Raw genomic sequence first — 26,691 nt, 5'->3', positions numbered from 1 at the left:
TTGGGACAGAGGGGCGACGTTGCCGCCGAACCCTTCCCCAAACACCGATCTCAGTGTAGCAGACACAGACCCAGCATGTGCCGGCGGAGTCGCGATGACCTTTCTACCCGACCTCCATACACTCGCCCTCTATTCGGCAGCCTGCGTATTCCTGTTCATCACGCCCGGCCCCGACATGAGCCTGTGGCTGGCCAAGACCATCTCGGGCGGCCGGCGCGGCGGCACCGCCGCCATGCTGGGCACGCAGGCGGGCTGCCTGTTCCACACCTTCTTCGCCGCGGTCGGCCTGTCGGCCGTGCTGGCGGCCTCGGCCACCGCCTTCACCGCATTGAAGATCGTCGGCGCGCTTTATCTGCTCTGGCTCGCCTATGGCGCCATCCGTTCTGGCTCGGCCCTGAACCTGCGCGACGAGGCCAGGTCGGAGGCGGGTTTCTGGCCCACTTTCATGGTCGGCCTCGGCATCAACCTCACCAATCCCAAGGTGGTCCTGTTCTTCCTCACCTTCCTGCCGCAATTCGTCGACGCCGCCGACCCGCATGCCTCCCAAAAACTTTTCTTTCTGGGACTCTATTTCATTGCCATCAATCTGCCGTTTGCGTTTCTATTGATTCTCGGGGCTGAGAAAGTGGTGTCGTGGCTGAAGGCCCGCCCGCGGGTCTTGCGCGGCATCGATTTCACCTTCGCCGGTGTCTTCGGGCTTTTCGCCTTCAAGATTCTGACCACGCAGACCCGCTGAAGGGGCTTCGCCTGAAGCGGTTTCGGATTTGACCGAATCGGTTCAAGTCTCGAAATCGCAGTGAATCGGAGAGTTGGAGTAAAATCGTTTCCGTTGAAGACACGCTTTGCTCTGGGGAGTTGTTGCTTGCCGTCGTTTCTGCGCCGGACCCTGCTGGGCCTGGCAATTATCGCCGCCCTGATCGGATCGGCCGTCGCGGCCGAGGCTGCCTGCGAGGACACGACCTCGAAGGGGCGCAGCTACATCGTGTGCCGCTTCGATCTGTCGAACGACAGCCTCGCCCTCTATTGGCGCGGCGCCGACGGTACGCCGCTCGGCAGCCCCAGCCGGCTTGCCCAGGAACTGGGCGCCCAAGGCAAGAAGCTGATCTTCGCCATGAATGCCGGCATGTATGACAAGGCGCTCGGCCCGGTCGGCCTCTATGTCGAGAATGGCCGCATCCTGCACAATGCCAATACGCGCAACGGCTTCGGCAATTTTCACCTCAAGCCGAACGGCGTGTTCTATTTCGGCGACGGCAAGGCAGGCGTGATGGAAACGAGCCGTTTTCTGAAAGCCCGCATCAATGCCCGCTTCGCCACGCAATCGGGACCGATGCTGGTGATCGACGGCCAGATTCATCCCAAGATCCAGCCGGACGGGCCGTCGGAGAAGATCCGCAATGGCGTGGGCGTGCGCGACGGCAAGATCGTGATCTTCGCCATTTCGGCCGAGCCGGTCAGTTTCCACGATTTCGCCGAGCTGTTTCGGGATCGCCTGGGCACTCAGAACGCCCTCTTCCTCGACGGTTCGATCTCCACCCTCTACGCGCCCCCCATGCCGGCCATCGGCGGCTGGACCACGCTGGGGCCGATGGTGGGTGTGACGGAAGGGCCGTAGCGTTTATTCGAGAACGATCTCGCGATAGATCTCGGCCAACGATAGTTCCGCACCGATCTCCGGCAACCCTACGATTGCCCTGGCGCCGACGAGTTCCTCCCCAGGCTGCCAAGCCTGCTCGTTACGGCGATGCACCAACACCCGAGCCTCGTCTTGCCAGAATATCAAATAGGCGGCGATATCCGGCACTGATTGATAGTCCCGCAACTTGATGAGGAAGTCCGTGGCTTTGGTCGAATCCGAAAGAACTTCGATGACAATGCGAGGTTCGCTTGCGAGCAGGTCCCTCGGACGATAGGGGCCGCAATGCACTGCCACATCCGGATAGCGAACATTGCCGTTTGGGCAGGCGATCTTGACATCGAGCGCGAGGCGACAAGGTTTACCCTGCAACTGGTTACCGAGAGCGAGTGCGATTCTCGAACGCACATAATCATGCGCCACCGTGCCGCCGGTCATCATCACGGCCTGGCCGTCTACGAGTTCGTAGCGCAGTTCCTGCTCGTTTTCCCAGGCAAGGAACTCATCCAGCGACATCGGCTGGTGCCGCACTTCAGCCATTTGCAACCTCATCGAGGGAAGCGCAACCTACCACACGAGGCTGTTAGTTTTTACACTCTTTTCCAGGCGGGCATTTTTGACTACATCAGCCGTCAAATCGACATTCTAGGAAAATCCAATGGCTCCCCGCACGCTCTACGACAAGATCTGGGACGACCACGTCGTCGAAACTTCCGCCGACGGGACGAGCCTGCTCTATATCGACCGCCACCTGGTGCATGAAGTGACGAGCCCGCAGGCTTTCGAGGGCCTGCGCGTTTCGGGCCGCCGGGTCCATTCGCCCCAGCGCACTCTGGCCGTGGTCGACCACAATGTGCCGACCTCCGACCGCTCCAAGGGCATCGACGATCCCGAAAGCGCCATGCAGGTCTCGACGCTCGCCCAGAACGCCAAGGATTTCGGCGTCGAATACTATTCCGAACTCGACAAGCGTCAGGGTATCGTCCACATCGTCGGCCCCGAGCAGGGCTTCACCTTGCCCGGCACGACCATCGTGTGCGGTGACAGCCACACCTCCACGCATGGCGCCTTCGGCGCCCTCGCCCATGGCATCGGCACGTCCGAGGTCGAGCATGTGCTCGCCACGCAGACGCTGATCCAGAAGAAAGCGAAGAACATGCGCGTCACCGTCGACGGCGTGTTGCCGGAGGGCGTGACCGCCAAGGATATCATCCTGGCCATCATCGGCGAGATCGGCACCGCGGGTGGAACCGGCCATGTGCTGGAATATGCCGGCGAAGCCGTCCGCGCCCTCTCGATGGAGGGCCGCATGACCATCTGCAACATGTCGATCGAGGGCGGCGCCCGCGCCGGCCTGATCGCGCCCGACGAGAAGACCTACGCCTATCTGAAGGATCGCCCCAAGGCGCCCAAGGGCGAGGCCTGGGACCGGGCTTTGGCCTATTGGAACACGCTGTATACCGAGGAAGGCGCGCATTTCGACCGCGAGGTGAAGCTCGACGCCGCCGCGCTGCCGCCGATCGTCACCTGGGGCACCAGCCCCGAGGACGTCGCTTCGATCACCGGTTCCGTGCCGCGCCCCGAGGATGCGCCCAACGAGCACAAGAAGTCCGCCATCGAGCGCGCCTTGGCCTATATGGGCCTGAAGGGTGGCGAACGTATCCAGGACCTCAAGCTCGATCGCGTCTTCATCGGCTCCTGCACCAATGGCCGTATCGAGGATCTCAGGGCCGTCGCCAAGGTCGTCGCCGGCCATCATGTGAATGCCAAGGTCAACGCCATGATCGTGCCGGGTTCGGGCCTGGTCAAGATGCAGGCCGAGGCCGAGGGCCTCGACAAGATCTTCCGGGCCGCCGGCTTCGACTGGCGCGAGCCGGGCTGCTCGATGTGTCTGGCCATGAACGCCGACAAACTCAAGCCGGGCGAGCGCTGCGCCTCGACCTCGAACCGCAATTTCGAGGGTCGCCAGGGCTATAAGGGACGGACCCATCTGGTCTCGCCGCAAATGGCCGCCGCTGCCGCGATCGCCGGCCATTTCGTCGATATCCGCGAATGGGAAAAGATCGCGGCCAACGCCTAAGAGGGCAGCGCCCTCGGGCGCTTTTCTCATCTGCGGGAAGAGAGTAAGGGTGAGGGGCGGCGCGACCGTGCACGAACAAGTCCCTATGCCCGAACTCTCGCCCGCCGATGCCCGCCGCCTGCCGGCCTTTGCCCCGGGCATGACCATCGGGCTGTTCGGCGGCAGCTTCAACCCGCCCCATGAGGGCCATCGCCACGCCAGCCTGGTGGCGCTGACGCGGCTTGGACTGGACCGGGTCTGGTGGCTGGTGACACCGGGCAATCCCCTCAAGGACAACCGCGCCCTTCCCTCGCTCGAACTCAGGGTAGCGGCCGCCCGCCGGCTCGCCGGCCACCCCCGCATCGAGGTGACCGGCATCGAGGCCGACATCCACACCCGCTATACCTACGACACCATCGCCTGGCTGCAGCGCCGCTGCCCGGGCGTGACCTTCGTCTGGATCATGGGGGCCGACAATCTCGCCGGCTTCCACCGCTGGCAGCAATGGCAGGCCATCGCCTCGCGGGTGGCCATCGCCGTGGTGGCCCGCCCCGGCGCCACCACCAAGGGCCCGCTCGCCAAGGCCGCTCGCGTGCTTGCCGCCTATCGCGTTCCCGAGCACCAGGCCGCGACGCTGAAATATCGCCGCCCTCCCGCCTGGACCTTCCTGCACGCGCCGCTCGACGCCAATTCCTCCACGGCGTTGCGGGCCAGCGGCCGCGGCTTGCCCATAAGGTAAAAATTAACCGCTTATTAACCATGTCGGCGCAGGCTTAATTTCATCGACGTCATTGAATCGACGCGATGGCTTGCTAATATTGTGGAGCGAGTGGAATTCGCGGAGGTCCGCGAATCAATGAGCAAGAGGGTGTGCCCCTGACCACGTTGGTGAGACGCGAAGCGGACGTGATTCCGCTTCATCCCGTGAGCCGAGCGATCCGCCCGGACGTTGAAGCTACGGTTCGCCTGATCCTCAATGGCCTCGACGACATGAAGGCCGAGGAGATTGTGGAGATCGATCTGCGCGGCAAGAGTGCAATCGCCGACGTCATGATCATCGCGACAGGCCGGGTGGCCCGGCATGTTGCCGCGATCAGCGATCGCATCGCCAAGGATCTCAAGGAAAACGGACACGGCAATCCCCGCATCGAAGGCGTCCCGGTCTGCGACTGGGTGCTGATCGACACCGGGGACGTCATTGTGCACGTGTTCCGCCCCGAGGTCCGCGCCTTCTACAATCTCGAGAAGATGTGGTCTTCGGGCCGCCCGAACGAACTGCTTCCGAGCTGATCTGAATGCGCCTGATGATCTGCGCCGTCGGCCGGCTCAAAGCCGGCCCGGAACGCGATCTCGTGGCCCGCTACGCCGAGCGGCTGAATGCGAGCGGCCGCAGCCTCGCCCTCGGCCCGCTCGACATCGTGGAAATCGACGAAAGCCGCGCCCGGCGGCCTGAGGACCGCAAGGCCGAAGAGGCCGACAAGCTGCTCGCTGCCGCCGGCCAAGCCGCCATCATTGCCCTGGACGAAACCGGCAACTCGCCCGGCAGCGAGGCCTTCGCCGCAAAAATCGCCGGCTGGCGCGATAATGGAACCCAATCACTGGCCTTCCTGATCGGCGGCGCCGACGGCCATGGCGACGCGGTCCGGTCGCGCGCGATCCTCTCGCTTTCCTTCGGCAAGATGACCTGGCCGCACCAGATCGTGCGTATCCTCCTGGCCGAGCAGCTCTATCGCGCCGCCACCATCATCGCCGGCCACCCCTATCATCGGGTGTGAAGACCGGGGCGTTTCGCAGAAAAGCAGGATTTGAGGTTCCCTACGACCCGATCGCCGCCTTGATCAGCGCCTTGGCATCCTCGCTGGCCCATTCGGCCGGGCCCGCCATGGCGCCGATGCGGCAGCCCTGCTTGTCGATCAGCACCGAAGTCGGCAGGCCCTGGCCGAGGCCTTCGTTGCGCAGGCTCTGCAGGATGCCGGTCGAGGGATCGGCGTAACGGTGCAGCTTGTCGATCTTGATCTCGTTCAGGAAGGCGTCGACCCGCTCGGGGCCCTGCGTGTCGATATTGACGGCCACCACCTCGAAATCCTTGCCACCCAGATCGGCCTGCAGCTGGTTGAGGGCCGGCATTTCCTTGCGGCAGGGCACGCACCAGGTCGCCCACAAATTGAGCAGCACGGTCTTGCCCTTGAAATCGGCCAGGGTCGTCTTGCTGCCATCCGCCTTCTGGAAGCTGATCGGCACCAGCGGCTGCGGCACCTTGGAAACGGCGAGGGCCGCCACTTCCCCCTTGGCCAGCGGGTCGACGCGGGCGGCAATCGCCGCGGAAGCAGGGCAGGACGCGCTTTCCTGATTGCCCGAGCCGCCCTTTGTCCCGTATACCGCGCCGACACCCACCACGGCTCCCGCCAGGATTGCCGCGCCGATCAGCCAGCGCCGGTTCGATCCTTGTGGTGGCTGAGCCTGCGAATGTTCCTGCCGACTATTCTCGTTCACTGAAAGCCTATCCGGATGAGCAACAAAATGTGGGGCGGCCGGTTCCAGTCGGGACCGGACGCGATCATGGAAGAGATCAACGCCTCGATCGACTTTGACAAGCGCCTGTGGGCCCAGGACATCCGCGGCTCTCTGGCGCATCTTGCCATGCTGGAGAAGCAGGGGATCGTCGCCGCCGCCGATGCCAAGGCCATCGCGGACGGTCTAGAGGTGGTCCGCGGCGAAATCGAGAGCGGATCGTTCACTTTTTCGCGCGCGCTCGAAGACATCCATATGAATGTCGAGTCGCGGCTTGCGGCCATCGCCGGGCCGGCAGCCGGCCGCCTGCATACCGCCCGCTCGCGCAACGACCAGGTCGCCACCGATTTCAAGCTGTGGGTGCGCGACACCATCGACGATCTCGACGCCCAGCTGAAAGACCTGATGACAGCGCTCGCCGAAAGGGCACTCGCCTTTTCCGGCGCGGTGATGCCGGGCTTCACCCATCTGCAATCGGCCCAGCCGGTCACTTTCGGCCATCATCTGCTCGCCTATGTCGAGATGCTCGGCCGCGACCGCGGCCGCTTCGCCGATGCGCGCAGACGCCTCAACGAATGCCCGCTCGGCGCTGCGGCGCTCGCCGGCACCTCCTTCCCGATCGACCGCCATGCCACGGCAAAGGCACTCGGCTTCGACCGTCCCACCGCCAATTCGCTCGATTCGGTCTCCGATCGCGACTTCGTGCTGGAGGCGCTCGCCGCCGCCTCGATCACCGCCATGCACCTCTCCCGCTTCGCCGAGGAGATCGTGATCTGGACAACGCCGCAATTCGCCTTTGTGGCGCTGTCGGACAAGTTCACCACCGGCTCGTCCATCATGCCGCAGAAGCGCAATCCCGATGCGGCCGAGCTGGTTCGCGGCAAGGCCGGCCGGGTCGTCGGGGCGCTGGTCGGCCTCATCACCATGATGAAGGGCCTGCCGCTCGCCTATGGCAAGGACATGCAGGAGGACAAGGAGCCGGCCTTCGACGCGCTGCAGACCCTGTCGCTGTGCACGGCGGCGATGGCCGGCATGGTCAGGGACATGGTGCCCGATCTCAAGCGCATGAAGGCTGCCGCGGGCTCGGGCTATGCCACGGCCACCGACCTCGCCGACTGGCTGGTGCGCGAGCTCAACCTGCCTTTCCGCGAGGCCCATCACGTCACCGGCCGCCTGGTCGGCATCGCCGCCGATGCCAAGCTGCCGCTGGAGAAGCTGTCGCTGGCCGAAATGCAGGCGGTGGAGCCGCGCATCCATCAGGGCCTGTTCGCCGTGCTCGGCGTGGAGAAGTCGGTCCGCAGCCGCACCTCCTATGGCGGGACGGCGCCGGCCAACGTCAAGGCCCAGGCCAGGAAGTGGCTGAAGGCGTTGGCGAAGTAGTCGGAGCGCTGCCTCTCAACAAGCCCGCATGGTGCCGAGATGTTCGCGTTCCCAAATCGAAATTCGTGCTACACAGCGTCAAACACTGGAGTTCCCCATGGCTGGTAATGCGTTCCGCATCGCGCTTGCTTTGACGCTGGTCACGACCCTCGGCCTCGCCGGTTGCGGCCGCAAGGGCAAGCTCGAGCCTCCGCCCGAGCAGCATGTCACGGATGGCGATGGCAATGGCTACAGCAAGAAAAAGGATCCGGGCTATGTGAAACCGGACCGCAAGCTGCCGATGGACTTCCTGTTGAACTGATTTCGAACCGGCCTGACCATGCATTACTTTACCTATCGCGACGGCGTGCTTCACGCCGAAGATGTCGCCCTGCCGGCGATCGCCGCCGCCGTCGGCACGCCCTTCTACTGTTATTCGGCCGCTACGCTGCGCCGGCACTACAAGGTGTTCGCCGGCGCTTTCGCCGACGTGCCCTCGCTGGTCTGCTTTGCGGTGAAGGCCAATTCCAATCTCGCCGTGCTGCGCCTGCTCGCCAAGCTCGGTGCCGGCATGGACGTGGTCTCGGAAGGTGAGCTGCGGCGCGCGCGCGCCGCCGGCGTGCCCGCCAGCAAGATCATGTTCTCGGGCGTCGGCAAGCTCGTGCGCGAGATCGACTATGCGCTCGACGAGGACATCCTGTGCTTCAACGTCGAGTCCGAGCCGGAACTGGAGCTCTTGTCGCAGCGCGCCAGCGCCAAGGGCCGGACAGCCCGGGTGTCGCTGCGCATCAATCCGGACGTCGATGCCAAGACCCACAAGAAGATCTCCACCGGCAAGTCCGAGAACAAGTTCGGCATCCCGATCGCCCAGGCCCGAGCCATCTATGACCGCGCGGCCAAGCTGCCGGGTGTCCTGGTCACCGGCGTCGACATGCATATCGGCAGCCAGATCACCGCACTGGAACCCTATGACGCCTCGATCGAGCGCCTGGTCGGGCTGGTCAGGGACCTCAGGGCCGACGGCCATGTCATCGACCATATCGATTTCGGAGGCGGCCTGGGCATTCCCTATCGCGACGACAACGAGCCGCCGCCCCACCCAGACGACTATGCCGCGGTGGTCAAGCGCTATGCCAAGGATCTCGGCGCCACTTTGGTGTTCGAGCCCGGGCGCCTGATTGCCGGCAATGCCGGCATCCTGGTGAGCGAGGTCGCCTTCGTGAAGGAAGGCGAGGGCAAGACCTTCGTCATCGTCGACGCCGGCATGAACGACCTGATCCGCCCGACGCTCTATGAAGCCTATCATGCGATCTGGCCGATCAAGGAACGCCCCCTCGGCGGCGCCATGGTGACGGCCGACGTGGTCGGCCCGGTCTGCGAGACCGGCGACTATCTCGCCCTCGACCGCGACATCCCGGTGGTGGAGCGCGGCGACCTGGTGGCGGTGATGTCCGCGGGCGCTTACGGCGCCGTGCAGTCAGGTACCTACAACACCCGCCCCCTCATCCCGGAGGTGCTGGTGGACGGCGACAAGTTCGCGGTAATCCGGCCCCGCCCGAGCTATGACGAACTGCTCGGGCTCGACAAGGTGCCGGACTGGCTGTAACCGGTGGAACAGGCGGGTTCGCGGCGCCGCGCTAAAGCATTTTGCGATTTGGCGGAATCGCCAGGAATCGTAAAGACGCGTCTAATCAAAGAGTTAGAGCAATGCCGCGTTTCCGTCTAAATGCGCTTTGCGCTAGAATGAAACGCGATGTCTTCGAATTGCGGTTTCTCTCCAACTCATTGCTTTGATGCGTTTTCTGGTCGAATAGCCGAGCGGCTTTTCGGGAAGGTGTTTTAGCGGCGGGGTGCGGGCATGGGGCAGATGAGAGGCATAAGCGTGGCCTTGCTCGGCGTATTGCTGTGCGTCGGGCCGGCGCGAGCCGCCGAGAGACAGTGGCAGGTCCGCCAATTTCCTGAAAGCGGTTCGGTGACGCTAGTCTATGACACACCCGGCGGCGGCGAAGAGCTGCTCGGCTTCTATTGCAACGAGCATGGCAAGCAGTTCTCCATCGCCTATTACGTCAGCGCCAAGCGGTTTCGGGACAATGAGAAGACAAAGATGACGCTGTCTTCCGAAGCAGGGACTCTATCCTGGCCGATGACCGCCGGCTCCAGCCAGACAGGCAATGATCTCGGCCTCTCGGCCGAAACCACGCTCACCCCGGCACTCATCTCCCTGCTCTCGGCCGGGAGCCAGCTCACCATCGCCGCCAAGGGGCGCAAGCAGCAAATCCCGCTCGCCGGCATAGAGTCGGGCCTCGCGGACCTCAAATCAGTTTGCAAATCCTGACATTCCGACCGTTGGAGACATTATGCCGGCCCCCCTCGTTCTGTCCCTGCTCGCCTCCCTGGCCCTAGCCGGCCCTGCCCTGGCGGACGCCTATAGCTGGCAGCTGCGCCAGTCGCCGGAATCGGTAGTGCTGGCCTATGAAGTGCCCGACACAGACGACCAGCCGCTCGGCCTTTTTTGTGAACCCGAGGGCAAGGCCTTCTCGATCACCTATCGGCCTGGCGCCGACAAGATCCGCAAAGGCTGGAGCGGCGTGGTCAGTTTCAGTTCCGACGGCGGACAGGTCGATGTGCCCATGCAGGCGGTCGATGACGAGCTGAGCGGGCTCACCTTGGAAGCCAAGACTGCCTTCGACCCGGATTGGACCGTCGTCCTCGGCAAGGGCCGCACCCTCAAGATCGCCTTCAGCGGCCAGAGCGAGAGGATCAAGCTGGCCGGCATCGCCAAGGGCGCCGCCGCGCTGGCCAAGGCCTGTGGCCACTGAGACCAAGCTAGAAATACCCACCTGTCATGGGGGCATAGCTTCCTGGGAGCGCGGGCGTCCTCGTTCGTTCTCGGAAGCGTACTTTAGCGGCATTGATGCTTGACCGATCAAGCACTGTCGTTGCGAGCGTAGCGAAGCAATCCAGGGCTAGTAGACGCGGTGGCCATGGCTCCTGGATTGCTTCGCTACGCTCGCAACGACCCATGGGTTAAACTCGCGGGCACGGGTATGAACCCTGGAGATGGCAAGGGCGGACGAGGATGTCCACGCTCCCAGGAAGAGCCGAGTTTCTAGAAGCTTAGTTTGAGGCAATGCCGAAGCACTTGGCCAGTCTGGCGGCTACGGCGTCATAGGTCGCCGCTTCCTTGGCCGGATAGGTCAGGCGGAAGGCGCGGATGGTCTCGATCGTGCCTTTGGCGTCCTTCTCCAGCAAGAGCTTGGCATAGAAGCTCTCACCGCCCTTCCGGCCGGAGACCACCACCCAATCCTTGGTGGCGCTGCGATAGGTGATCTTGCCGTCATCGGCGACACCGGCGACGATCGCATCGATGTCTTCTTCCGCAGCATTGTAGGAACCCCAGACCCGCAGGCTGGCGCCGGAAGGGGCCGAGAAGACGCGCCCGTCGCCATTGTCGGCCTCGGGCTGCGCCGTCATGAGATCGGCGGGGTAGCAGATGCGGTAGCCGAAACGCGCATTGGCATAGTCGCTCCAGTCCCGCGCGGCCGCCGGGCCGGTGAGAACAGCCAGGCCCATAAGCGAGACGAGCATGGCCCAGGAACCGATCAGGCGGCGCATCGGCCTCTCCCTGTCTATGAAAACACCGGCGATGTGCCGAACCCCTCGGGGCAAACGCTTTGAGGCGTTCGGCGCGTCACCGGTCATTCTCTAGGCTGCCGCCGCCCGGAGAGCTGTTCTGCAAGGAACGCACCGGCAGCGCGCCTCTATGCCGTCGCCCGGGTCAGGTCCGGGCGTGACAAGGGTCAGCTCTCAATGCCGGCGCCGGCGCCGCGCCTCTTCGCCGCCGCCGGCCTTGGGCGGGGCGACCAACGGGCCGATTTCGGCGATCACCTTGGCCGCGTCCGGGCGCTCGGCGCGGACATGGCCGTCGATGGCCTGGCGCATGGCGGCAAGATGGGCCGGCGAGGTGCCGCAGCAGCCGCCGATGATGCGGGCACCCGCGTCGATGGCAAGGCGCGCATAGTTCGCCATCAGCTCCGGCGTTCCGGAATAGTGGATATGGTCGCCATGGAACTGCGGAATGCCGGCATTGGCCTTGGCGATCACGACCGCTCCGGGATTGGCCTCGGTCATCGACAGCACGGAGACCAGCAGGTCCGAAGCGCCGACGCCGCAATTGGCGCCCACCGCAACGGGATGGGGATCGACGCCGTCGGCAACCTCCGGCATGGCCGAAGGCGGGATGCCCATCATGGTCTTGCCGGCCGTGTCGAAGCTCGCCGTCACCGTATAGGGCATGCCGGCCTTGACCGCTGCCTTGGCGGCGGCGCGCATTTCCTCGGCAGCCGACATCGTCTCGATCCAGATCACATCGACGCCGCCTTCCTTGAGCCCTTCGATCTGCTCGACGAAGATCTCCACGGCCTCGTCCTCGGTCAGCGGGCCGAGCGGCTGGAAGAGATCGCCGGTCGGGCCGACGGACCCGGCCACCACGACGGGGCGGCCCGCGCCGTCGGCGACCTCACGGGCGTTGCGCGCGGCGGCGGCATTGAGCTCCTTCACGCGCCCGTCGAGCTTGTGCAGCGCCAGCCGCCGGCGATTGCCGCCGAAGGAATTGGTGAGGATGATGTCGGCCCCGGCATCGACGAAAGACTGGTGCAGCGCGTGGATGCGGTCGGGATGGTCGAGGTTCCACATCTCCGGCGGATCGCCCGACATCAGGCCCATCTCGAACAGATTGGTCCCGGTGGCCCCGTCCGCGAGCAGCACGGGCTTTTGAGCCAGAAGTTCGGTCAGGCGCATGGCGTGTCCTTCATGAAGAAACCATGTTTCCACATAGGCCTTTGCGGAAACGATTCAAGCGGGAATTTCCGGGTGCGCGGAGGTCACGGCGACATGGTTGCAGGTGGCGATGTCCGCTCTTCCGTTCCGCCGGCACCGTGTTTCCAAGTGCGGACGAGACGTCCTCCACCCGGAAAACAGCAACGCCGGGACAAGCCCGGCGTTGCAGAAGCATGGAGCGGACGAGACGGCCTCAGTTCGGCACGCCGGCCTTCGGATCCGGCGGGAAATAGGCGCTCTTCTGCACGCCATGCAGCAGGTCGATCGCCTTGTTGAGCTGGGTATCGTCCTTCTCGTTGGCCGGCACATAGGCCGAGGAGCCACCTTCTTCGGTCTTGTCGGCATCCGGATTGGCCAGATGCCCCTTGAGGCCGGACTCGCCCTTGGTCTGGTCCTTGCCCTTGAGATCGTCGGGCACGTTCTCCTGCACCACGATCTCCGGATCGATGCCCTTGGCCTGGATCGAGCGCCCGGACGGGGTGTAGTAGCGCGCCGTGGTCAGGCGCAGCGCGCCATTGCCCTGCAGCGGGATGATGGTCTGCACCGAGCCCTTGCCGAAGGAGCGCGTTCCCAGGATGGTGGCGCGCTTGTGATCCTGCAGGGCGCCGGCGACGATCTCCGAAGCCGAAGCCGAGCCGCCATTGACCAGCACGATCACCGGCTTGCCGCCGGTCAGGTCGCCGCCGCGGGCGGAATAGCGCTGCACGTCGTCGGCCTGGCGGCCGCGGGTGGACACGATCTCGCCGCGCTCGAGGAAGGCATCGGAGACCTGGATCGCCTGATCGAGCAGGCCGCCCGGATTGTTCCTGAGGTCGATGATGTAGCCCTTGAGCTTGTCCGGGCCGATTTCCTTGCTCAGCTTGTCGATGTTCTTCTTCAGGCCATCGAAGGTCTGCTCGTTGAACTGGGTGATGCGGATATAGCCGATGTCATCGCCCATCTTCTTGGCCTTGACCGACTGCACCTTGATGATGTCGCGCACCACCTTGATGTCGATCGGCTCGCCCTTGTTGCGCAGGATCTTCAGGGTGATCGGGGTGTTGACCGGCCCGCGCATCTTGTCGACGGCCTGCTGCAGCGTCATGCCCTGAGTCGCTTCGCCGTCGATGCCGGTGATCAGGTCGCCCGCGAGGACGCCCGCCTTGGAAGCCGGCGAGTCATCGATCGGCGAGACCACCTTGATGGCACCGTCCTCCTGGGTCACCTCGATGCCGAGACCGCCGAACTCGCCCTTGGTCTGCACCTGCATGTCCTGGAAGCTCTTGGCATCCATGTAGCTGGAATGCGGATCGAGCGAGGTCAGCATGCCATTGATGGCCGCTTCGACCAGCTTGCCGTCCTCGGGCTGCTCGACATAGTCCGAACGCACCCGCTCGAACACGTCGCCGAACAGGTTGAGCTGCTTGTAGGTGTCGGTGACGGCGGCATTGGCACCGCCCATCAGCAGCAGGTGGGGCTGCGTTACCGCGATCGTCGCGATCGCGCCCATGGCCACGCCGCAGAACAGAATGGGAAGCTTGCGAATCATCCGCGTGCCTTTTCGCCTTGATTGGCCCACCACGGGGTGGGGTCTATGGAAACACCGTCTTTCCGAAACTCGATATATAGGGCGGCTTGGCCGGCACTTGAAGCACCGCCGAATGCCGCAGCCGTCGCCTGCATTCCCGAATCTGTCTTGCCCGAATCTGTCTTGCCCAAGCCCGCCTGTGATCCCGGACCGGCATCCGATCCCAGAGACGGACCTGAACCCATGGCGGCAACAGGCTCGCCCGTCAAGACAAACTGGCCCAGCCCCACATTGATCTTGTCCATGCCGGCCATCACAACATGATACCCGCCACCGGCATTGATGATCAAGAGTTGGCCGTAGGAGCGGAACTTGCCGGCAAAGACGACCCAGCCGTCGCAGGGCGCGGTGACGCTCGCGCCGGGCGCCGCCGCCAGGGTCATGCCCTTGGTTGCGCCGCCATTGCCGTCGTCGGCACCGAAGCCGCGCAGCATCGTGCCGGTCACCGGCAGGCGCAGCAGGCCCTTGGCCTGGTCGAAGGGCATGGCGGGCGTCAGGCGGCTCGGATCCTGCAAGGCGGCGAGGGACGGCCGGGCTTGGCCGTTCGCCGCATCGGCAGCCCGCTTGGCCGGCGCCACTTCGCGTTCCATGCGGGCGATCAGGTCCTTCAGATTGGCCGCTTCCTGCGCCAAGGCGGTGGCGTGGGCCTGTTCGCTGGCGAGGGTATTCTGCTCCTGTGCCAGCACCTTCTGGCGCTCCTCGACCAGGAGCTGGGTGCGGGTGCGCTGCTCGGCAAGGGTGATCAGGGCCTGTTTGAGCGTGTCGCGTTCGACGGTGATCTCGCCTCGAACCCGCGCCAGTTCCTTGAGATCGGCCGCCAGCGCCTGCATTTCCTGGCGCATTTCCGGCAGCACCGCCCCCAGCAGCATCGCCGTGCGCACCGCCTCCAGCGCATCGTCGGGGCTGACCAGCAGAGCCGGCGGCGGGTTGCGCCCCATGCGCTGCAGGGAGGCCAGCACCTCGATCAGCAGGCCGCGCTTGCTGTCGAGCGAGACGTGGATATTGTCCTCGTTGCTGTCCAGCGAAGCCAGTCTTGCCTCGGCCCCCAGCACTTTGGCCTCGGTCTCATGGGTCTGGTTGCCGGTATCGACCAGTTGCTGGCGCAGCTTCTCGCTGTCGGCCCCGATGGCCTGGATCTCCTTGCGCAGGCGTGCCAGCGTCTCGTCGGACAGCTTGATCTCGCCCTGGATGCGGGCGAGGTCCTGACGCATCGTTTCCTGACGCTTGGCAGCCGCCTCGTCGACGGCGGGCGGGCCCGCGGCCGGCGTCTCGGCTCCTGCTGCCGGCCAGGCCACGCACAGCGCCAGCAACGCCCCGGCAAGGACGGAGCCGATGATCGAGTTTGCGCTGTCGTGGGTCATTCCAGATTGATGCGGCCAATATGGTTAACGAAGTTTCAATCGTTAACGATTCTTCATTGTTGTCGAGGGATAGTGGCGCGCCATCCCGTCTTTTCTGGGGCACGCCGGCCATAGCCGACGGAAATTGCTCACCCGATTCGCGTTAGCTGAGGCCCGTCCGGCTCCTGCCAATCGCGATTTTTTCCCAATTTGGCGCTTTGACGCATTTTCTCAACCGAAAATGCTGTAAGGGGCCTCATCCCGCCGCGAACATGCCGCAATCGCACTGCCGTCATGCGCGCCTGCCATTCAACCGTGCAGCCTCTTCGACGGCTGCATCGAACAAAGCGCGATTTCCTCGAATCAAACTTTGTTCAAACTACTTGTTTTGACGCGCTTTCTTAATCGAAAAGTCTGCCGGCTTTTCTGGAATGCGCTTTAGGGACGATCATGCTGCGCCGCTTCTACGACTGGATGATCCGCATTTCGGAAAGTCCCCGGGCCGTCTGGGCCCTCGGCATCGTTTCCTTTGCCGAAAGCTCCTTCTTCCCGTTTCCGCCCGACGTCATGCTGTTGCCGATGGCGGTCGCCAAACCGAAGAAGGCCTGGTTCTACGCCGCCGTCTGCACCGTCACCTCGGTGCTCGGCGGCGTGTTCGGCTACATGATCGGCTGGCTGCTCTACGACACCGTCGGCTCCTGGCTGATCAGGGCCTATGGCTATGAGCACGGCGTCGAGCAGTTCCGCTGCCTCTACGCCCAGTATGGCAGCTGGATCATCCTGATCAAAGGCCTGACGCCGATCCCCTACAAGATCGTCACCATCACCTCGGGCTTCGCCGGCTACAGCCTGTTCTGGTTCGTCCTGCTGTCGCTGCTCACGCGGGGGGCGCGCTTCTTCATCCTGGCGGGGATCCTCAATCTCCTCGGCGAGCGCATCCGAACCTTCATCGAGAAGAACCTGACGCTGGTGGCCATCGGCTTCGTGGTTGTGCTGGTGGGCGGGTTCTTCGTCGTCGAACATCTCATGCCGTCGAGTGGAACTGCCACATGCCAATGAATTTGAGCTCCCGCGCCGCGTTGGCGGCGGGATTGATCGGCCTGGTCGTCATCGTCAGCGCGCTGGTGCTGCAGCACGGCTTCGGCTACGCCCCCTGTCCGCTCTGCCTCGAGCAGCGCTGGCCCTATTATATCGGCGTGCCCATCGCCTTCATTCTTGCTTTCACCGGCGACAGGCTGCCGGCGAAGGCCATGGCTGCGGCGTTGCTGCTGCTGGCCATCCTGTTCGCCTATGGCTGCGGGCTCGGCATCTACCAGGCGGGCGCGGAGTGGGAATACTGGCTCGGCCCCGCCAATTGCGCCGCCGGCAATATCGGCGCCAACCCGGCCGATGTCGGCGGGCTCTTCGATGCGATCGACAGCTCCACCGTGGTGTCCTGCACCAATCCGAGTCTGCGCATCCTCGGCCTCTCGCTGGCCGGCTGGAACGCCATCGTCATGGCCGTGATGGTGCTGATCACGCTGAAGGGGGCTTTGAGCGCGGCCAGGTCGCGGTGAGGACACGGCGAGAGCTTATCCGCGTTTGGATTGGCTCGAGCTTTGTCATTGCCGGGCTCGACCCGGCAATCCAGCCTCTGCCGGTGGTGACGAGGCCCCTCTGGATGCCCGGGTCAAGCCCGGGCATGACAAGAGTCCGCGTGTCCAACTCTCGGGTCAGACAGGCCAGAGCTCGCAACGTTGGCGCTTCACATCGCCCCGCCCTCAAATCACATTCAGCTCGAACACCGGCTTGTTCTCGATCACGCGCTGATAATCGAACACCGAGAGGTCGAGCGTCTGGAAGCGGCCCGTCGTGATCAGTTCGGCGACGGCGCGCCCGGCAGCCGGGGCCTGCTGCAGGCCGTGGCCGGAAAAGCCGTTGAGAAAGAAGAAGTTGGGCATGGAGGGATGGGGGCCGATCACCGCATTCTGGTCGAGCGTGTTGTATTCGTAATGGCCGGCCCAGGCGCGCACGAGCTTGAGCTCCTCCAGCGCCGGGACATGGGTCGCGAGCGCCGGCCAGACCGCCTCCTCGAACAGGTTGTAATCGACCTCGAAATCGCCGTCTGCCCGCTTCTCGCCGCGTTCGTCCTCGGCGCCGCCGCAGATATAGACCTCGCCTTCCGGCCGGATGTAGATGCCGCCTGGTTCGACCAGCAGCGGCATGCGCGGCAGCTCGGTGCGGCAGCGCACCACGAAGACGGAACGCTTGCGCGGCTCGACCGGCAGGTGGAGGCCGGCGAGGGCAGCAACGTCGCCGCCCTGCGGCCCCGCCGCGTTGACGAGCGCGCCGCAGGCAATGCGCCCGCCCGATTTCAGCCTGACCGCCTCGATCTCGCCGGCCCGGTGATCGATGCCCACCACCTCGTCCTTCACATAGACGGCTCCGGCATCCCGGGCAGCCTTGCGGAAGAGATCGAGCAGGGAATGGGCGTCGAACCAGCCCTCGCCCCGCCGGCCATAGGCACCGGCGGCGATGCCCTCGACATTCAGCCAGGGAAACTCTTGGCTGAGGGCCTCGGGGCCGAGCAGTTCGATCGCCGTGCCCTCGGCTTTCTGGACTTGCCAGTTCTGCTCCAGGATCGCCTTGCCGCCCTCGCTCGCCAGCAGGAGATAGCCGCCCTCGTGGAAGCCGATATCGGCGCCCGGCCCGAAACGCTCCTCGAGGCCGCGCATGATCTCCAGTCCGAACAGGCTCATGCGGATGTTCTCGGGCGTGGAGAATTGCTGCCGGATCGAGGCGGCCGACAAGGTGGTCGAGGAATGGGTGTAGGTGGGATCGCGCTCGATCACCGTGACGGAGCCGGCAAAGCCGAGCTGGACCTTGAGGAAATAGGCGGCGGCCGAGCCCATGGCGGCGCCGCCGACGATGACGATGTCTGAAAAGGAGGGGGTCACGAGAAACTCGCTGGCAGAAGGGGCGATTGCGCCCGGGGGTCAGCCTTTCTATGATCGGAGGCACGAGATGCGCAATATCCCCGGGTGCCCTCGCAAGATCGCGGGAGAATTTTCGTGAGCGGATGGCGGCCACAGCCGGCGGGCGATCTTCCCGATGGGCTAATCCTGTTCGACGGGGTCTGCGTCCTGTGCTCGGGCATGGTCGCCTTCGTCATTCCCCGTGACGCCGCCGGCCGTTTCCGCTTCGTCACCATTCAGAGCGAGGCGGGCGCCATGCTCGCCCGCCGCTTCGGCATCCGGCCCGACGATCCCGAGGCCGTCGCGGTCGTTTCCGGCGGGATGGCCTATTTCAAGGCGGACGCCGCCATCGCCATCGGCCGGGGCCTGCCGGGCTGGCGCTGGGTGATCCTGCTGAAGGCCATACCCCGGCCTGTCAGGGACTTCCTCTATGACTGCATCGCCCGCAACCGCTATCGCCTGTTCGGCAAGCACGAGAGCTGCCTGATGCCGACCCCGGAGATTCGCTCGCGCTTCATCGCCACCCTGCCCGATCTTGCGAGCGCGGCATGATCGAGGCCGACATCACCGTCCGGCGCGCCGGCTTCACGCTCGAATCGGCCTTCACCTCCGACGGTGGCATCACCGCCTTGTTCGGGCGCTCGGGTTCGGGCAAGACCACGCTGCTCAATGCCATGGCCGGGCTGATCCGGCCCGACAGCGGCCACATCCGCCTGGATGGGCAGACGCTGTTCGAGGCCTCCACGCGCATCTTCCTGGCTCCGCATCGCCGCCGGATCGGCCTCGTCTTCCAGGACGCCCAGCTTTTCCCGCACCTGACCGCCCGGCAGAATCTTCTGTATGGCCGCTTCTTCAACCGCAGCTCAAGCCCGAAACTCGACTTCGACGCGGTGGTCGGCGTGCTCGGCATCGAAAAACTGCTGGGGCGCCGTCCGAACGCGCTGTCGGGCGGGGAGAAGCAGCGCATCGCCATCGGCCGCGCCCTGCTGGCCTCGCCGCGCCTCCTGCTGATGGATGAGCCGCTCGCCGCCCTCGACACCCCGCGCAAGCTCGAAATCCTGCCGCTGATCGAACGCGTACGCGACGAGATGAAGGTGCCGATTCTCTATGTCTCGCATGCGGTGGAGGAGGTGGCGCGCCTCGCCGCCCGCGTCGTGGTCCTGGAAGCCGGCAAGGTCAGCCGCATCGGCACGCCGCAGGAAGTGCTGGCGCCGGCACCGGATTCGCTCTTTGGCCCGCTCTCGAGGCAACGCTTCGAGACGGTCTCGCTGCTGGAGGCGCGGGTGCGCGGCTATGACGAGCATTACGGCCTCTCGACCCTGGATCACCCCGCCGGCCCGATCAGCATTCCCGGCCGCGCCGGCCTGCCCGGCGCCAGGGTGCGCGTGGTGGTGCGCGGCTCCGACGTGTCGCTCGCCATGAAGCGCCCGGGCAGCGTTTCGATCCGTACCATGCTGGGAGCGCGAGTGAAGGCGATCGAGACCGACGACGGCCCGGTCGCCCGCATCGACCTCACCCTGACCGGCGGCGACATGCTGTCAGCCTTCATCACCCGCAACGCCGTGGATGAACTGGGCCTAGGCGAGGGCGACACCGTGCTGGCCATGATCAAGGCGGCCTCGATCGACGCGCGATAGAATAGCCGCGACCCCTCATCCCCCTGCCGGGACCTTCTCCCGCAAGGGGAGAAGGGAATAATTCGTCGAGCGTTCGGAATCCCTCAATCGACCCAATTTCAGCACCTTCTCCCCTTGCGGGAGAAGGTCCCGGCAGGGGGATGAGGGTTGGACACGTCTTTGCGATTCTTGGCGTGACCGCCAAATCGCAAAACGCTCTAGCGCTTCCCCTTCACCTCATCGAGCCAGCGGCGGGCCGCGTCGTGATGGCGTGGCTGGATGGCGCCGGATACCATGCGGATGGCGGCATAGAGAATGGCGGCATCATCGGTGAAGCCGAGCCCGGCGACGAAGTCGGGAACGACGTCGAAGGGCAGCACGAAATAGGCGAGCGCCCCCGCCAGCGTCGCCCGCACCTTGAAGGGCGTGTCGCGGTCGAGCACCGCGTAATAGGCGGCCAGCAGATCGGAAGCGAAGGGAACATGGGCGAGCGCCAGCTTCAGCTTGGGCAGGAAATCGGCCTTGAGCTGCTCCTTGCGCCGCTCGAAACGGCGACCGGCATCGTCATACATGCGGGACTGTGTGACCATGGTACCCTCCTCAACGCGAGAGCATGTGGCCCTGCCTGTGGCGGTTTCAAGCATTGCATGCCCTTGCGTCACTAAAATATTTCATTCTGCATGGCTGGTCTGCGCCCAAAATCCGCCAGGATCTCCGGATTCGCGTTCTAATCCATTGCACTGCGCCCGCCGACAGGATATCGCATCGCAGCAAGATTATAACGGGTCGAAACTGGAGGTCCTTCCGATGGCCGATCCAAACGCGTCCGCCGGCAAATCTGGCTTGGCTGATTCGCGTCCCTTGTCGCCGCATCTGCAGATCTATCGCTGGCCCATCACCATGACGATGTCGATCCTGCACCGCGTGACCGGCGGGGCTCTCTATGTCGGCACATTGCTGCTCGCCTGGTGGCTTCTGGCCGCGGCGACCAGCCCTTCGGCCTTCGCCTGGGTACAATGGTTCCTCGGCAGCCCGCTCGGCCTCCTGATCCTGTTCGGCTATACCTGGGCGCTGATGCATCACATGCTCGGCGGCATCCGCCACTTCATCTGGGACTTCGGTCACGGCCTGGGGCCGGGCGAGCGCAACACCTATGCCTGGGCCAACATCATCGGGTCGGTGGTAACAACCGTGCTGATCTGGATCGTCGGCCTGCTGGCCTTCAGCGGCGCCAACTGAGGACCCGACATGAGCAAGAGCCTAAAAACCCCTCTCGGCCGCGTGCGCGGCCTCGGTTCGGCCAAGTCCGGGACCCATCATTTCTGGCTGCAGCGGCTCACCGGCGCGGCCATGGTGCCGCTCACCATCGCGTTCGTGCTGACGGTGATCTGCCTGGCCGGCGCCAGCCAGGCCACGGCGATCGCCACCCTCTCCTCGCCGCTCGTCGCCATCCTGCTGTTCCTGTTCATCGTCGCCGGCATCGTGCACATGCGGGTCGGCATGCAGGTGATCATCGAGGATTATGTGGAGACGGAAAGCCTGAAGATCCTGGCCGTTCTCGCCAACACCTTCTTCTCGCTCCTGTTGGGGGCTGCCTGCCTCTACGCTCTGCTGAAATTGAATTTCGGGATGTAACCCAGTTTCGGGGTATAATTTATGGCCGAAGGCACCGTTAACCAACCCTCCGCTCTGGGCACCGCCTATCCCATCACCGACCACACCTATGACGTCGTGGTGGTCGGCGCCGGCGGTGCGGGCCTGCGCGCCGTGGTCGGCTGTTCCGAGGCCGGACTGCGCACAGCCTGCATCACCAAGGTCTTCCCCACCCGCTCCCACACGGTGGCCGCCCAGGGCGGCATCGCCGCCTCGCTCGGCAATATGGGCCGCGACGACTGGCGTTTCCACATGTACGACACCGTCAAGGGATCGGACTGGCTGGGCGACCAGGATGCCATCGAATATCTGGTGCGCAACGCGCCGGCCGCCGTCTACGAGCTCGAACATTGGGGCGTGCCCTTCTCGCGCACCGAGGACGGCCGCATCTACCAGCGCCCCTTCGGCGGCATGACCACCGATTTCGGCAAGGGCATCGCCCAGCGCACCTGCGCGGCCGCCGACCGCACCGGCCACGCCATGCTGCACACGCTCTATGGTGCGGCGCTCAAGCACCAGGCCGAGTTCTTCGTCGAATATTTCGCCCTCGACCTGATCATGGACGAGGAAGGCCGCTGCCGCGGCATCGTGGCGCTGAAGATGGACGACGGCACCATCCATCGCTTCCGCGCCCACCGCACCATCCTGGCCACCGGCGGCTATGGCCGTGCCTATTTCACCGCAACCTCGGCCCATACCTGCACGGGCGACGGCAATGCCATGGTGCTCAGGGCCGGCCTGCCGCTGCAGGACATGGAATTCGTGCAGTTCCATCCCACCGGCATCTATGGCGCCGGCTGCCTGATCACCGAGGGCGCCCGCGGCGAGGGCGGCTATCTCACCAATTCGGAAGGCGAGCGCTTCATGGAGCGCTATGCTCCCTCGGTGAAGGACCTCGCCCCGCGCGACATGGTCTCGCGCGCCATGACCATGGAAATCCGCGAAGGCCGCGGCGTCGGCAAGCGCAAGGACCACATCTTCCTGCACCTCGACCATCTCGACCCCAAGATCCTGGCCGAGCGCCTGCCGGGCATCTCGGAATCGGCCCGCATCTTCGCCGGCGTCGACCTCACCAAGGAACCGATCCCGGTGCTGCCGACGGTGCACTACAACATGGGCGGCATCCCCACCAATTATCACGGCGAGGTGCTGACCAAGAAGGGCAACGATCCCGACGCGATCGTCCCCGGCCTGATGGCCCTGGGCGAGGCGGCGTGCGTGTCCGTGCATGGCGCCAACCGCCTCGGCTCCAATTCGCTGATCGATCTCGTGGTCTTCGGCCGCGCGGCGGGTTTGCGCTGCGCCGAAATGCTCAAGCCCGGGGAGAAGCATGCCGATTTGCCGGCCGATTCGGCTGAGCGGGCCCTCTCCCGCCTCGATCGCCTGCGCTACGCCAAGGGTTCGACCCCGACGGCCGAGCTGCGCCTGTCCATGCAGCGTGTGATGCAGAGCGACTGCGCCGTCTACCGCACCAGCGCCTCGCTCGCCGAAGGCAAGGAGAAGATCCACAAGGTCTGGCAGAGCGCCGACGATGTGCGCGTCACCGACCGCTCGCTGATCTGGAACTCGGACCTGATCGAGACGCTGGAATTCGACAATCTGATCGGCCAGGCCGTGGTCACCATGGATGGCGCGGAAAACCGCAAGGAAAGCCGCGGCGCCCACGCCCATGAGGACTTCCCCAACCGTGACGACCAGAACTGGATGAAGCACACGCTGGCCTGGGCCGACACGGAGAAGAAGTCTGTCACGATCGATTACCGGCCGGTGCACACCTACACCATGTCGAACGACGTCCAGTATATCGAGCCGAAGGCGCGCGTTTATTGAGAAAGGCAGCTCGCTGAAGCGAGCTGTCGCCAGCCTGACATCCATCGACTTATCCGGGCGCCTTGCCGCAGCCCACGAGAGACCCGAAAATGGTTCAGCTCACACTTCCCAAGAACTCCCGCATCGTCAGCGGCAAGGTCTGGCCGAAGCCGGAGAACCAGAAGAATCTGCGCGAATTCAAGATCTACCGCTACGATCCGGACGGCGAGACCAACCCGCGCACCGACACCTATTTCGTCGATCTCGACGATTGCGGCCCGATGGTGCTGGACGCCATCATCTGGATCAAGAACACCATCGATCCGACGCTGACCTTCCGCCGCTCCTGCCGCGAAGGTATCTGCGGCTCCTGCGCCATGAACATCGACGGCGCCAACACGCTGGCCTGCACCAAGGCGATGAGCGACATCAAGGGCGTGATCAAGATCTATCCGCTGCCGCATATGCCGGTGGTGAAGGACCTGGTGCCCGACCTCACCCGCTTCTACGCCCAGCATGCCTCGATCGAGCCCTGGCTGAAGACCGATACGCCCAAGCCCGAGAAGGAATGGCGCCAGAGCCATGGCGACCGTGAGAAGCTGGACGGGCTTTACGAATGCATCCTGTGCGCCTGCTGCTCCACCTCCTGCCCGAGCTATTGGTGGAACGGCGACCGCTATCTCGGCCCCGCCGCGCTGCTGCAGGCCTATCGCTGGCTGATCGACAGCCGCGATGAGCGCACCGGCGAGCGCCTGGACGAGCTGGAGGACCCCTTCAAGCTCTATCGCTGCCATACCATCATGAACTGCGCCCAGACCTGCCCGAAGGGCCTGAACCCGGCCAAGGCGATCGCCGAAATCAAGAAGATGATGGTGGCAAGGCAGGTCTAGAGGCGGAGCCACCACCCCTCATTTCCCTGCCGGGGCCTCAAGCCAACGCCAAAGGCGTTAGCGACACTCGCACGGGGAGAAGGGGCCTTATCCGGTCCGATCGCCGAACGCTCTCACCGCACCGGGCCGGTGACATCGACGTCTTCCACCGGCGGCTGCTTGCCGAGTTCGTTGCGATCGAGCCGGGGCGAGGCCGCGGCCGGAACGGTGGCGGGTGCGTGAAGCGTGAGCTTGGGCAATTCGAGATTGCTGTCGACGCGGCCGATCGGAGCGGCTGCTGACGTCATCGTCGACAGGGCAACCAGCACTGCAACGGCGCTTGGGGCAGCCATGGGTTCTCTCCGGGACGTGTGACGTTCAGGCCACACCTTGGCGGAATTGATTTAAGCAAGCCTTAAGATCATCGGGCCTATCAAAGAATCGACACAGAACCAGCTCAACACGGGAGTGCGTTCTCGCAATCCGATTTACCCTACGGTATGCGGGATCGTTCGCCCGATATCGCCTGCGGCATCGCGCTTCTTGCTGTCGCCGCCTGCCTCGATCTGATATTGGCAGTACCGAGCAACTCTGACTGGGACCGGATGGACCGATGAGATTTTCCGCGCTGGCAATTCTACCCTGTGCCCTGCTGCTGGCGTCGTGCGCGTCATCGACTCGTCTTGGCGACGCCTTCGATTTCGGCAGTTCCCGCCGTCCTCCGCCGGATGCCGGCCGGCCCGTGCCGGCGCCGGAGCCGCTGATGGCGGCGCCGACGGAGGACGTGACCTCCCAGCCCCTGCCGCCTGCCGGCAGCGAGGCTACGCCCGGCGGAACCGCCGCTGCGCCTTCCAGCTCGCTCGCGCCGCCCGGCAACCAGGTCGCGGCCCTGCCGGCCACGCCACGCCCGCCTTCCACCGGCGGCATTGCCGGAAGCTGGAAGATTTCCGACGCCGCCCGCGGCAGCTGCAACATCTCGCTGACGCGCCAGGCCCTGCTCGACGTCTACCGCGCCTCCCCCTCGGGCTGCCAGGCCGGCTCGCTCGCAAGGGTCAATGCGTGGCAGCAGCGCGGCCAGGAGATCGACCTGCTCGAGCCGGGCGGCCGTACGGCCGTGCGCCTGTTCCCGACGGGCGACGGCGCCTATGAAGGCGCGGCCACGCTGTCGGGCGCCAAGATCCGGATGACCCGATAGGCCCGCTGGACGGTGATTGCCGTTGACGGGAGAGGTCGCTTGGCGCGTTCGGCCGGTGCATGAGCGGTTGCGCTGCGCCGGCGCCGCTTCGTGCCGAAAGCCTTCCATCTCGCCCACCCGTTGGGCGAGATGAACGGACTGTGCATCAACTACAACGCCTGTGCCTCTTCGCATCGTTCTTACGGGGAGAGCCGCGGTGAGGGCCGCGCGGCTCCGGCGGGGCATGGCGAGCCAGGACCGGCGCCGTTTCCGTCTATCTATCCTTCGCGCGCCAGCGGCGCCCGCCCATAGGGGTGGATCAGCGTGTCGTGCTCGGTGATGAAATAGCGCCGGGCCACGTCCCAATAGCCGTCATAGACTAGGCCGCCATTTTCGCGAATCACTCGCTCGCGATTGGCGCGGTACCAGGCCGGGATCTCGTACCAGGGCATCATTGGGTTGTCGTGATGCACGACATGCAGATTGTTGTAGAGGAAGAGCAGCCCGAAGATCGGTGCGTTCTCGACGATGGCCGTACGCTCCTCCACCTCGTTCTCGGCGCGGTGCTCGGCAAAGGAGCGCACCAGCATCAGCGCCGTGCCGGGATAGACGATAGCCACGAAATAGACGAGCGGATTGAGGCCGCAGACCAGCACCAGCCAGGCCAGGACCGCCAGCAGCTGCAGGGCGTGGCTGGTCCAGATGCGCCGATGCATCGGTTCGTTGCGCCACACTGCGCGGGCTTCCCGCGCCAGGAAGGTCGACATGGCCCGCGCCGGACCGATGGTCATCCGGCCGAGAAAGGTGGAATTGGCGCGGATGGTCCAGGCATGGAAGCTGCCGAGCCGGTCCCACTGCTCCTGTGTCCAGTAGTGTGATTCGGGATCGTCGAGCGGGTCGGTCAGCCTCTCGTCCCGGTGATGCAGCAGGTGGCTGATGCGATAGGACTCATAGGGCAGCCACAAAAGCAGCGGCCAGCAGCCGATCCAGCGGTTGAGAGTGCGATTCGCCGTCGGGTGGCCATGAATGACTTCGTGCTGGAGCGAAGCGTGCCAGGCGACCGTCCAGGCGCCGAGCGGGATCCAGATCCAGAGCGGAATCACCGCATGGAAATAAGTCAATAACCCCCAAAGACTATAGATTATAGACGCAAGAGCGACAGTCGGCCATTCGACTGCCTTCCGTCTCCGCTGCGCCCGAATCTCGGCCTTACGCATTCAAATCACTCCATAATTACAGTGATGATGCGGCGAAAGCCTAAATCACACAAGGATTGTGTTGTCGCATAACATTGACATTTGTCGT

Annotated in this window: 30 protein-coding genes; 20 read left to right on the top strand and 10 right to left on the bottom strand. The window is 64.6% G+C overall.

The genetic code is table 11. The features are described 5' to 3' along the window. Positions 1 to 94 precede the first annotated feature (94 nt). Both J8I29_RS10015 and J8I29_RS10010 read left to right on the top strand, forming a co-directional pair. Positions 95 to 736 (top strand): LysE family translocator, encoded by a 642-nt coding sequence (locus J8I29_RS10015; protein ID WP_105861082.1) that lies wholly within the window; start codon positions 95 to 97, stop codon positions 734 to 736. A gap of 168 nt (positions 737 to 904) precedes the next feature. Continuing rightward, a complete protein-coding gene (locus J8I29_RS10010; protein WP_348536001.1) occupies positions 905 to 1,615 on the top strand; it encodes a phosphodiester glycosidase family protein in 711 nt (236 codons plus the stop codon). A 3-nt stretch (positions 1,616 to 1,618) separates the two neighbouring features. On the opposite strand, the gene J8I29_RS10005 is transcribed toward J8I29_RS10010, so the two are convergent. Then, positions 1,619 to 2,176, bottom strand: a complete 558-nt coding sequence (locus J8I29_RS10005; RefSeq protein ID WP_209431524.1) for a Uma2 family endonuclease — start codon at positions 2,174 to 2,176, stop codon at positions 1,619 to 1,621. 118 nt (positions 2,177 to 2,294) lie between these two features. On the opposite strand from J8I29_RS10005, the gene leuC reads away from it, so the two are divergent. The 4 genes from leuC to rlmH all read left to right on the top strand — a co-directional run bounded on the left by leuC (position 2,295) and on the right by rlmH (position 5,470). Then, the gene (gene leuC, locus J8I29_RS10000; protein WP_209431523.1) at positions 2,295 to 3,716 is read left to right on the top strand and encodes a 3-isopropylmalate dehydratase large subunit; all 1,422 of its coding nucleotides are present in this window, start codon (positions 2,295 to 2,297) and stop codon (positions 3,714 to 3,716) included. A gap of 85 nt (positions 3,717 to 3,801) precedes the next feature. Continuing rightward, the gene (locus J8I29_RS09995) at positions 3,802 to 4,434 is read left to right on the top strand and encodes a nicotinate-nucleotide adenylyltransferase (RefSeq protein ID WP_105861079.1); all 633 of its coding nucleotides are present in this window, start codon (positions 3,802 to 3,804) and stop codon (positions 4,432 to 4,434) included. 146 nt (positions 4,435 to 4,580) lie between these two features. Next, on the top strand, positions 4,581 to 4,985 hold the full coding sequence (rsfS, locus tag J8I29_RS09990) for a ribosome silencing factor (RefSeq protein ID WP_105861339.1): 405 nt from the start codon (positions 4,581 to 4,583) through the stop codon (positions 4,983 to 4,985). Between the two features lie 5 nt (positions 4,986 to 4,990). Then, positions 4,991 to 5,470 carry a 23S rRNA (pseudouridine(1915)-N(3))-methyltransferase RlmH gene (gene rlmH, locus J8I29_RS09985; protein ID WP_209431522.1) on the top strand — a complete coding sequence of 160 codons (480 nt, stop codon included), beginning with the start codon at positions 4,991 to 4,993 and terminating at the stop codon, positions 5,468 to 5,470. A 40-nt stretch (positions 5,471 to 5,510) separates the two neighbouring features. Here rlmH and J8I29_RS09980 read toward each other — a convergent pair whose 3' ends face one another. Then, positions 5,511 to 6,188 (bottom strand): TlpA disulfide reductase family protein, encoded by a 678-nt coding sequence (locus J8I29_RS09980; RefSeq protein ID WP_209431521.1) that lies wholly within the window; start codon positions 6,186 to 6,188, stop codon positions 5,511 to 5,513. A 15-nt stretch (positions 6,189 to 6,203) separates the two neighbouring features. Here J8I29_RS09980 and argH point away from each other — a divergent pair, with 15 nt between their 5' ends. The 5 genes from argH (at position 6,204) to J8I29_RS09955 (ending at position 10,384) form a co-directional block, all read left to right on the top strand. Beyond that, positions 6,204 to 7,586, top strand: coding sequence for an argininosuccinate lyase (gene argH / locus J8I29_RS09975; protein WP_105861077.1), 1,383 nt, complete (start codon positions 6,204 to 6,206; stop codon positions 7,584 to 7,586). Positions 7,587 to 7,683: 97 nt separating this feature from the next. After that, complete coding sequence (locus J8I29_RS09970) at positions 7,684 to 7,887, top strand: lipoprotein (RefSeq protein ID WP_105861076.1); 204 nt, start codon at positions 7,684 to 7,686, stop codon at positions 7,885 to 7,887. An 18-nt stretch (positions 7,888 to 7,905) separates the two neighbouring features. Next, on the top strand, positions 7,906 to 9,171 hold the full coding sequence (lysA, locus tag J8I29_RS09965; protein WP_209431520.1) for a diaminopimelate decarboxylase: 1,266 nt from the start codon (positions 7,906 to 7,908) through the stop codon (positions 9,169 to 9,171). Positions 9,172 to 9,432: 261 nt separating this feature from the next. Further along, a complete protein-coding gene (locus J8I29_RS09960) occupies positions 9,433 to 9,900 on the top strand; it encodes a hypothetical protein (protein WP_209431519.1) in 468 nt (155 codons plus the stop codon). Between the two features lie 22 nt (positions 9,901 to 9,922). Beyond that, positions 9,923 to 10,384: a hypothetical protein gene (locus tag J8I29_RS09955; RefSeq protein WP_209431518.1), complete on the top strand. Its 462-nt coding sequence runs from the start codon at positions 9,923 to 9,925 to the stop codon at positions 10,382 to 10,384. A 298-nt stretch (positions 10,385 to 10,682) separates the two neighbouring features. On the opposite strand, the gene J8I29_RS09950 is transcribed toward J8I29_RS09955, so the two are convergent. The 4 genes from J8I29_RS09950 to J8I29_RS09935 all read right to left on the bottom strand — a co-directional run bounded on the left by J8I29_RS09950 (position 10,683) and on the right by J8I29_RS09935 (position 15,332). Further along, complete coding sequence (locus tag J8I29_RS09950) at positions 10,683 to 11,180, bottom strand: hypothetical protein (RefSeq protein ID WP_209431517.1); 498 nt, start codon at positions 11,178 to 11,180, stop codon at positions 10,683 to 10,685. A 192-nt stretch (positions 11,181 to 11,372) separates the two neighbouring features. Then, positions 11,373 to 12,365 (bottom strand): betaine--homocysteine S-methyltransferase, encoded by a 993-nt coding sequence (bmt, locus tag J8I29_RS09945; protein WP_209431516.1) that lies wholly within the window; start codon positions 12,363 to 12,365, stop codon positions 11,373 to 11,375. Between the two features lie 232 nt (positions 12,366 to 12,597). Further along, complete coding sequence (locus tag J8I29_RS09940; protein ID WP_181161036.1) at positions 12,598 to 13,932, bottom strand: S41 family peptidase; 1,335 nt, start codon at positions 13,930 to 13,932, stop codon at positions 12,598 to 12,600. Continuing rightward, positions 13,929 to 15,332 (bottom strand): peptidoglycan DD-metalloendopeptidase family protein, encoded by a 1,404-nt coding sequence (locus J8I29_RS09935; protein ID WP_209431515.1) that lies wholly within the window; start codon positions 15,330 to 15,332, stop codon positions 13,929 to 13,931. The genes J8I29_RS09940 and J8I29_RS09935 overlap by 4 nt, the downstream gene beginning before the upstream one ends. A gap of 429 nt (positions 15,333 to 15,761) precedes the next feature. Here J8I29_RS09935 and J8I29_RS09930 point away from each other — a divergent pair, with 429 nt between their 5' ends. Both J8I29_RS09930 and J8I29_RS09925 read left to right on the top strand, forming a co-directional pair. Continuing rightward, positions 15,762 to 16,370 (top strand): YqaA family protein, encoded by a 609-nt coding sequence (locus J8I29_RS09930; protein WP_209431514.1) that lies wholly within the window; start codon positions 15,762 to 15,764, stop codon positions 16,368 to 16,370. Further along, complete coding sequence (locus tag J8I29_RS09925) at positions 16,361 to 16,867, top strand: disulfide bond formation protein B (protein ID WP_105861068.1); 507 nt, start codon at positions 16,361 to 16,363, stop codon at positions 16,865 to 16,867. Before J8I29_RS09930 ends, J8I29_RS09925 begins: the two co-directional genes overlap by 10 nt. A gap of 204 nt (positions 16,868 to 17,071) precedes the next feature. On the opposite strand, the gene J8I29_RS09920 is transcribed toward J8I29_RS09925, so the two are convergent. Then, on the bottom strand, positions 17,072 to 18,247 hold the full coding sequence (locus J8I29_RS09920; RefSeq protein WP_209431513.1) for an FAD-binding oxidoreductase: 1,176 nt from the start codon (positions 18,245 to 18,247) through the stop codon (positions 17,072 to 17,074). Positions 18,248 to 18,361: 114 nt separating this feature from the next. Here J8I29_RS09920 and J8I29_RS09915 point away from each other — a divergent pair, with 114 nt between their 5' ends. Together J8I29_RS09915 and modC are read left to right on the top strand one after the other, a co-directional pair. After that, entirely contained in the window at positions 18,362 to 18,817 is a 456-nt protein-coding gene (locus J8I29_RS09915) for a thiol-disulfide oxidoreductase DCC family protein (RefSeq protein ID WP_348535998.1), read from the top strand. Then, entirely contained in the window at positions 18,814 to 19,902 is a 1,089-nt protein-coding gene (gene modC / locus J8I29_RS09910; protein ID WP_209431512.1) for a molybdenum ABC transporter ATP-binding protein, read from the top strand. Before J8I29_RS09915 ends, modC begins: the two co-directional genes overlap by 4 nt. A 197-nt stretch (positions 19,903 to 20,099) precedes the next feature. On the opposite strand, the gene J8I29_RS09905 is transcribed toward modC, so the two are convergent. Next, positions 20,100 to 20,471: a YkvA family protein gene (locus tag J8I29_RS09905; RefSeq protein WP_105861065.1), complete on the bottom strand. Its 372-nt coding sequence runs from the start codon at positions 20,469 to 20,471 to the stop codon at positions 20,100 to 20,102. Positions 20,472 to 20,688: 217 nt separating this feature from the next. Here J8I29_RS09905 and sdhC point away from each other — a divergent pair, with 217 nt between their 5' ends. The 4 genes from sdhC (at position 20,689) to J8I29_RS09885 (ending at position 24,233) form a co-directional block, all read left to right on the top strand. Then, positions 20,689 to 21,120, top strand: a complete 432-nt coding sequence (gene sdhC, locus J8I29_RS09900) for a succinate dehydrogenase, cytochrome b556 subunit (protein ID WP_105861064.1) — start codon at positions 20,689 to 20,691, stop codon at positions 21,118 to 21,120. 9 nt (positions 21,121 to 21,129) lie between these two features. Beyond that, positions 21,130 to 21,516, top strand: a complete 387-nt coding sequence (gene sdhD / locus J8I29_RS09895) for a succinate dehydrogenase, hydrophobic membrane anchor protein (RefSeq protein ID WP_105861063.1) — start codon at positions 21,130 to 21,132, stop codon at positions 21,514 to 21,516. A gap of 21 nt (positions 21,517 to 21,537) precedes the next feature. Continuing rightward, positions 21,538 to 23,364, top strand: a complete 1,827-nt coding sequence (gene sdhA, locus J8I29_RS09890) for a succinate dehydrogenase flavoprotein subunit (RefSeq protein WP_105861062.1) — start codon at positions 21,538 to 21,540, stop codon at positions 23,362 to 23,364. Between the two features lie 89 nt (positions 23,365 to 23,453). Next, positions 23,454 to 24,233, top strand: coding sequence for a succinate dehydrogenase iron-sulfur subunit (locus J8I29_RS09885; RefSeq protein ID WP_105861061.1), 780 nt, complete (start codon positions 23,454 to 23,456; stop codon positions 24,231 to 24,233). 113 nt (positions 24,234 to 24,346) lie between these two features. On the opposite strand, the gene J8I29_RS09880 is transcribed toward J8I29_RS09885, so the two are convergent. Further along, a complete protein-coding gene (locus tag J8I29_RS09880; protein WP_105861060.1) occupies positions 24,347 to 24,565 on the bottom strand; it encodes a hypothetical protein in 219 nt (72 codons plus the stop codon). Positions 24,566 to 24,825: 260 nt separating this feature from the next. Between J8I29_RS09880 and J8I29_RS09875 the strand changes: the two genes are divergently transcribed. After that, complete coding sequence (locus J8I29_RS09875; RefSeq protein WP_209431511.1) at positions 24,826 to 25,407, top strand: AprI/Inh family metalloprotease inhibitor; 582 nt, start codon at positions 24,826 to 24,828, stop codon at positions 25,405 to 25,407. A gap of 257 nt (positions 25,408 to 25,664) precedes the next feature. Here the strand turns inward: J8I29_RS09875 and J8I29_RS09870 are convergent, their stop codons facing one another. Next, the gene (locus J8I29_RS09870; RefSeq protein WP_245196827.1) at positions 25,665 to 26,507 is read right to left on the bottom strand and encodes a fatty acid desaturase; all 843 of its coding nucleotides are present in this window, start codon (positions 26,505 to 26,507) and stop codon (positions 25,665 to 25,667) included. Positions 26,508 to 26,691: the final 184 nt, after the last annotated feature.

The organism is Labrys sp. LIt4, from assembly GCF_017813775.1.
Classification (GTDB): Bacteria; Pseudomonadota; Alphaproteobacteria; order Rhizobiales; family Labraceae; genus Labrys; species Labrys okinawensis_A.
The sequence above is the reverse complement of the archived record's forward strand: the minus strand, read 5'-3'. Positions and strand labels throughout refer to the sequence as shown.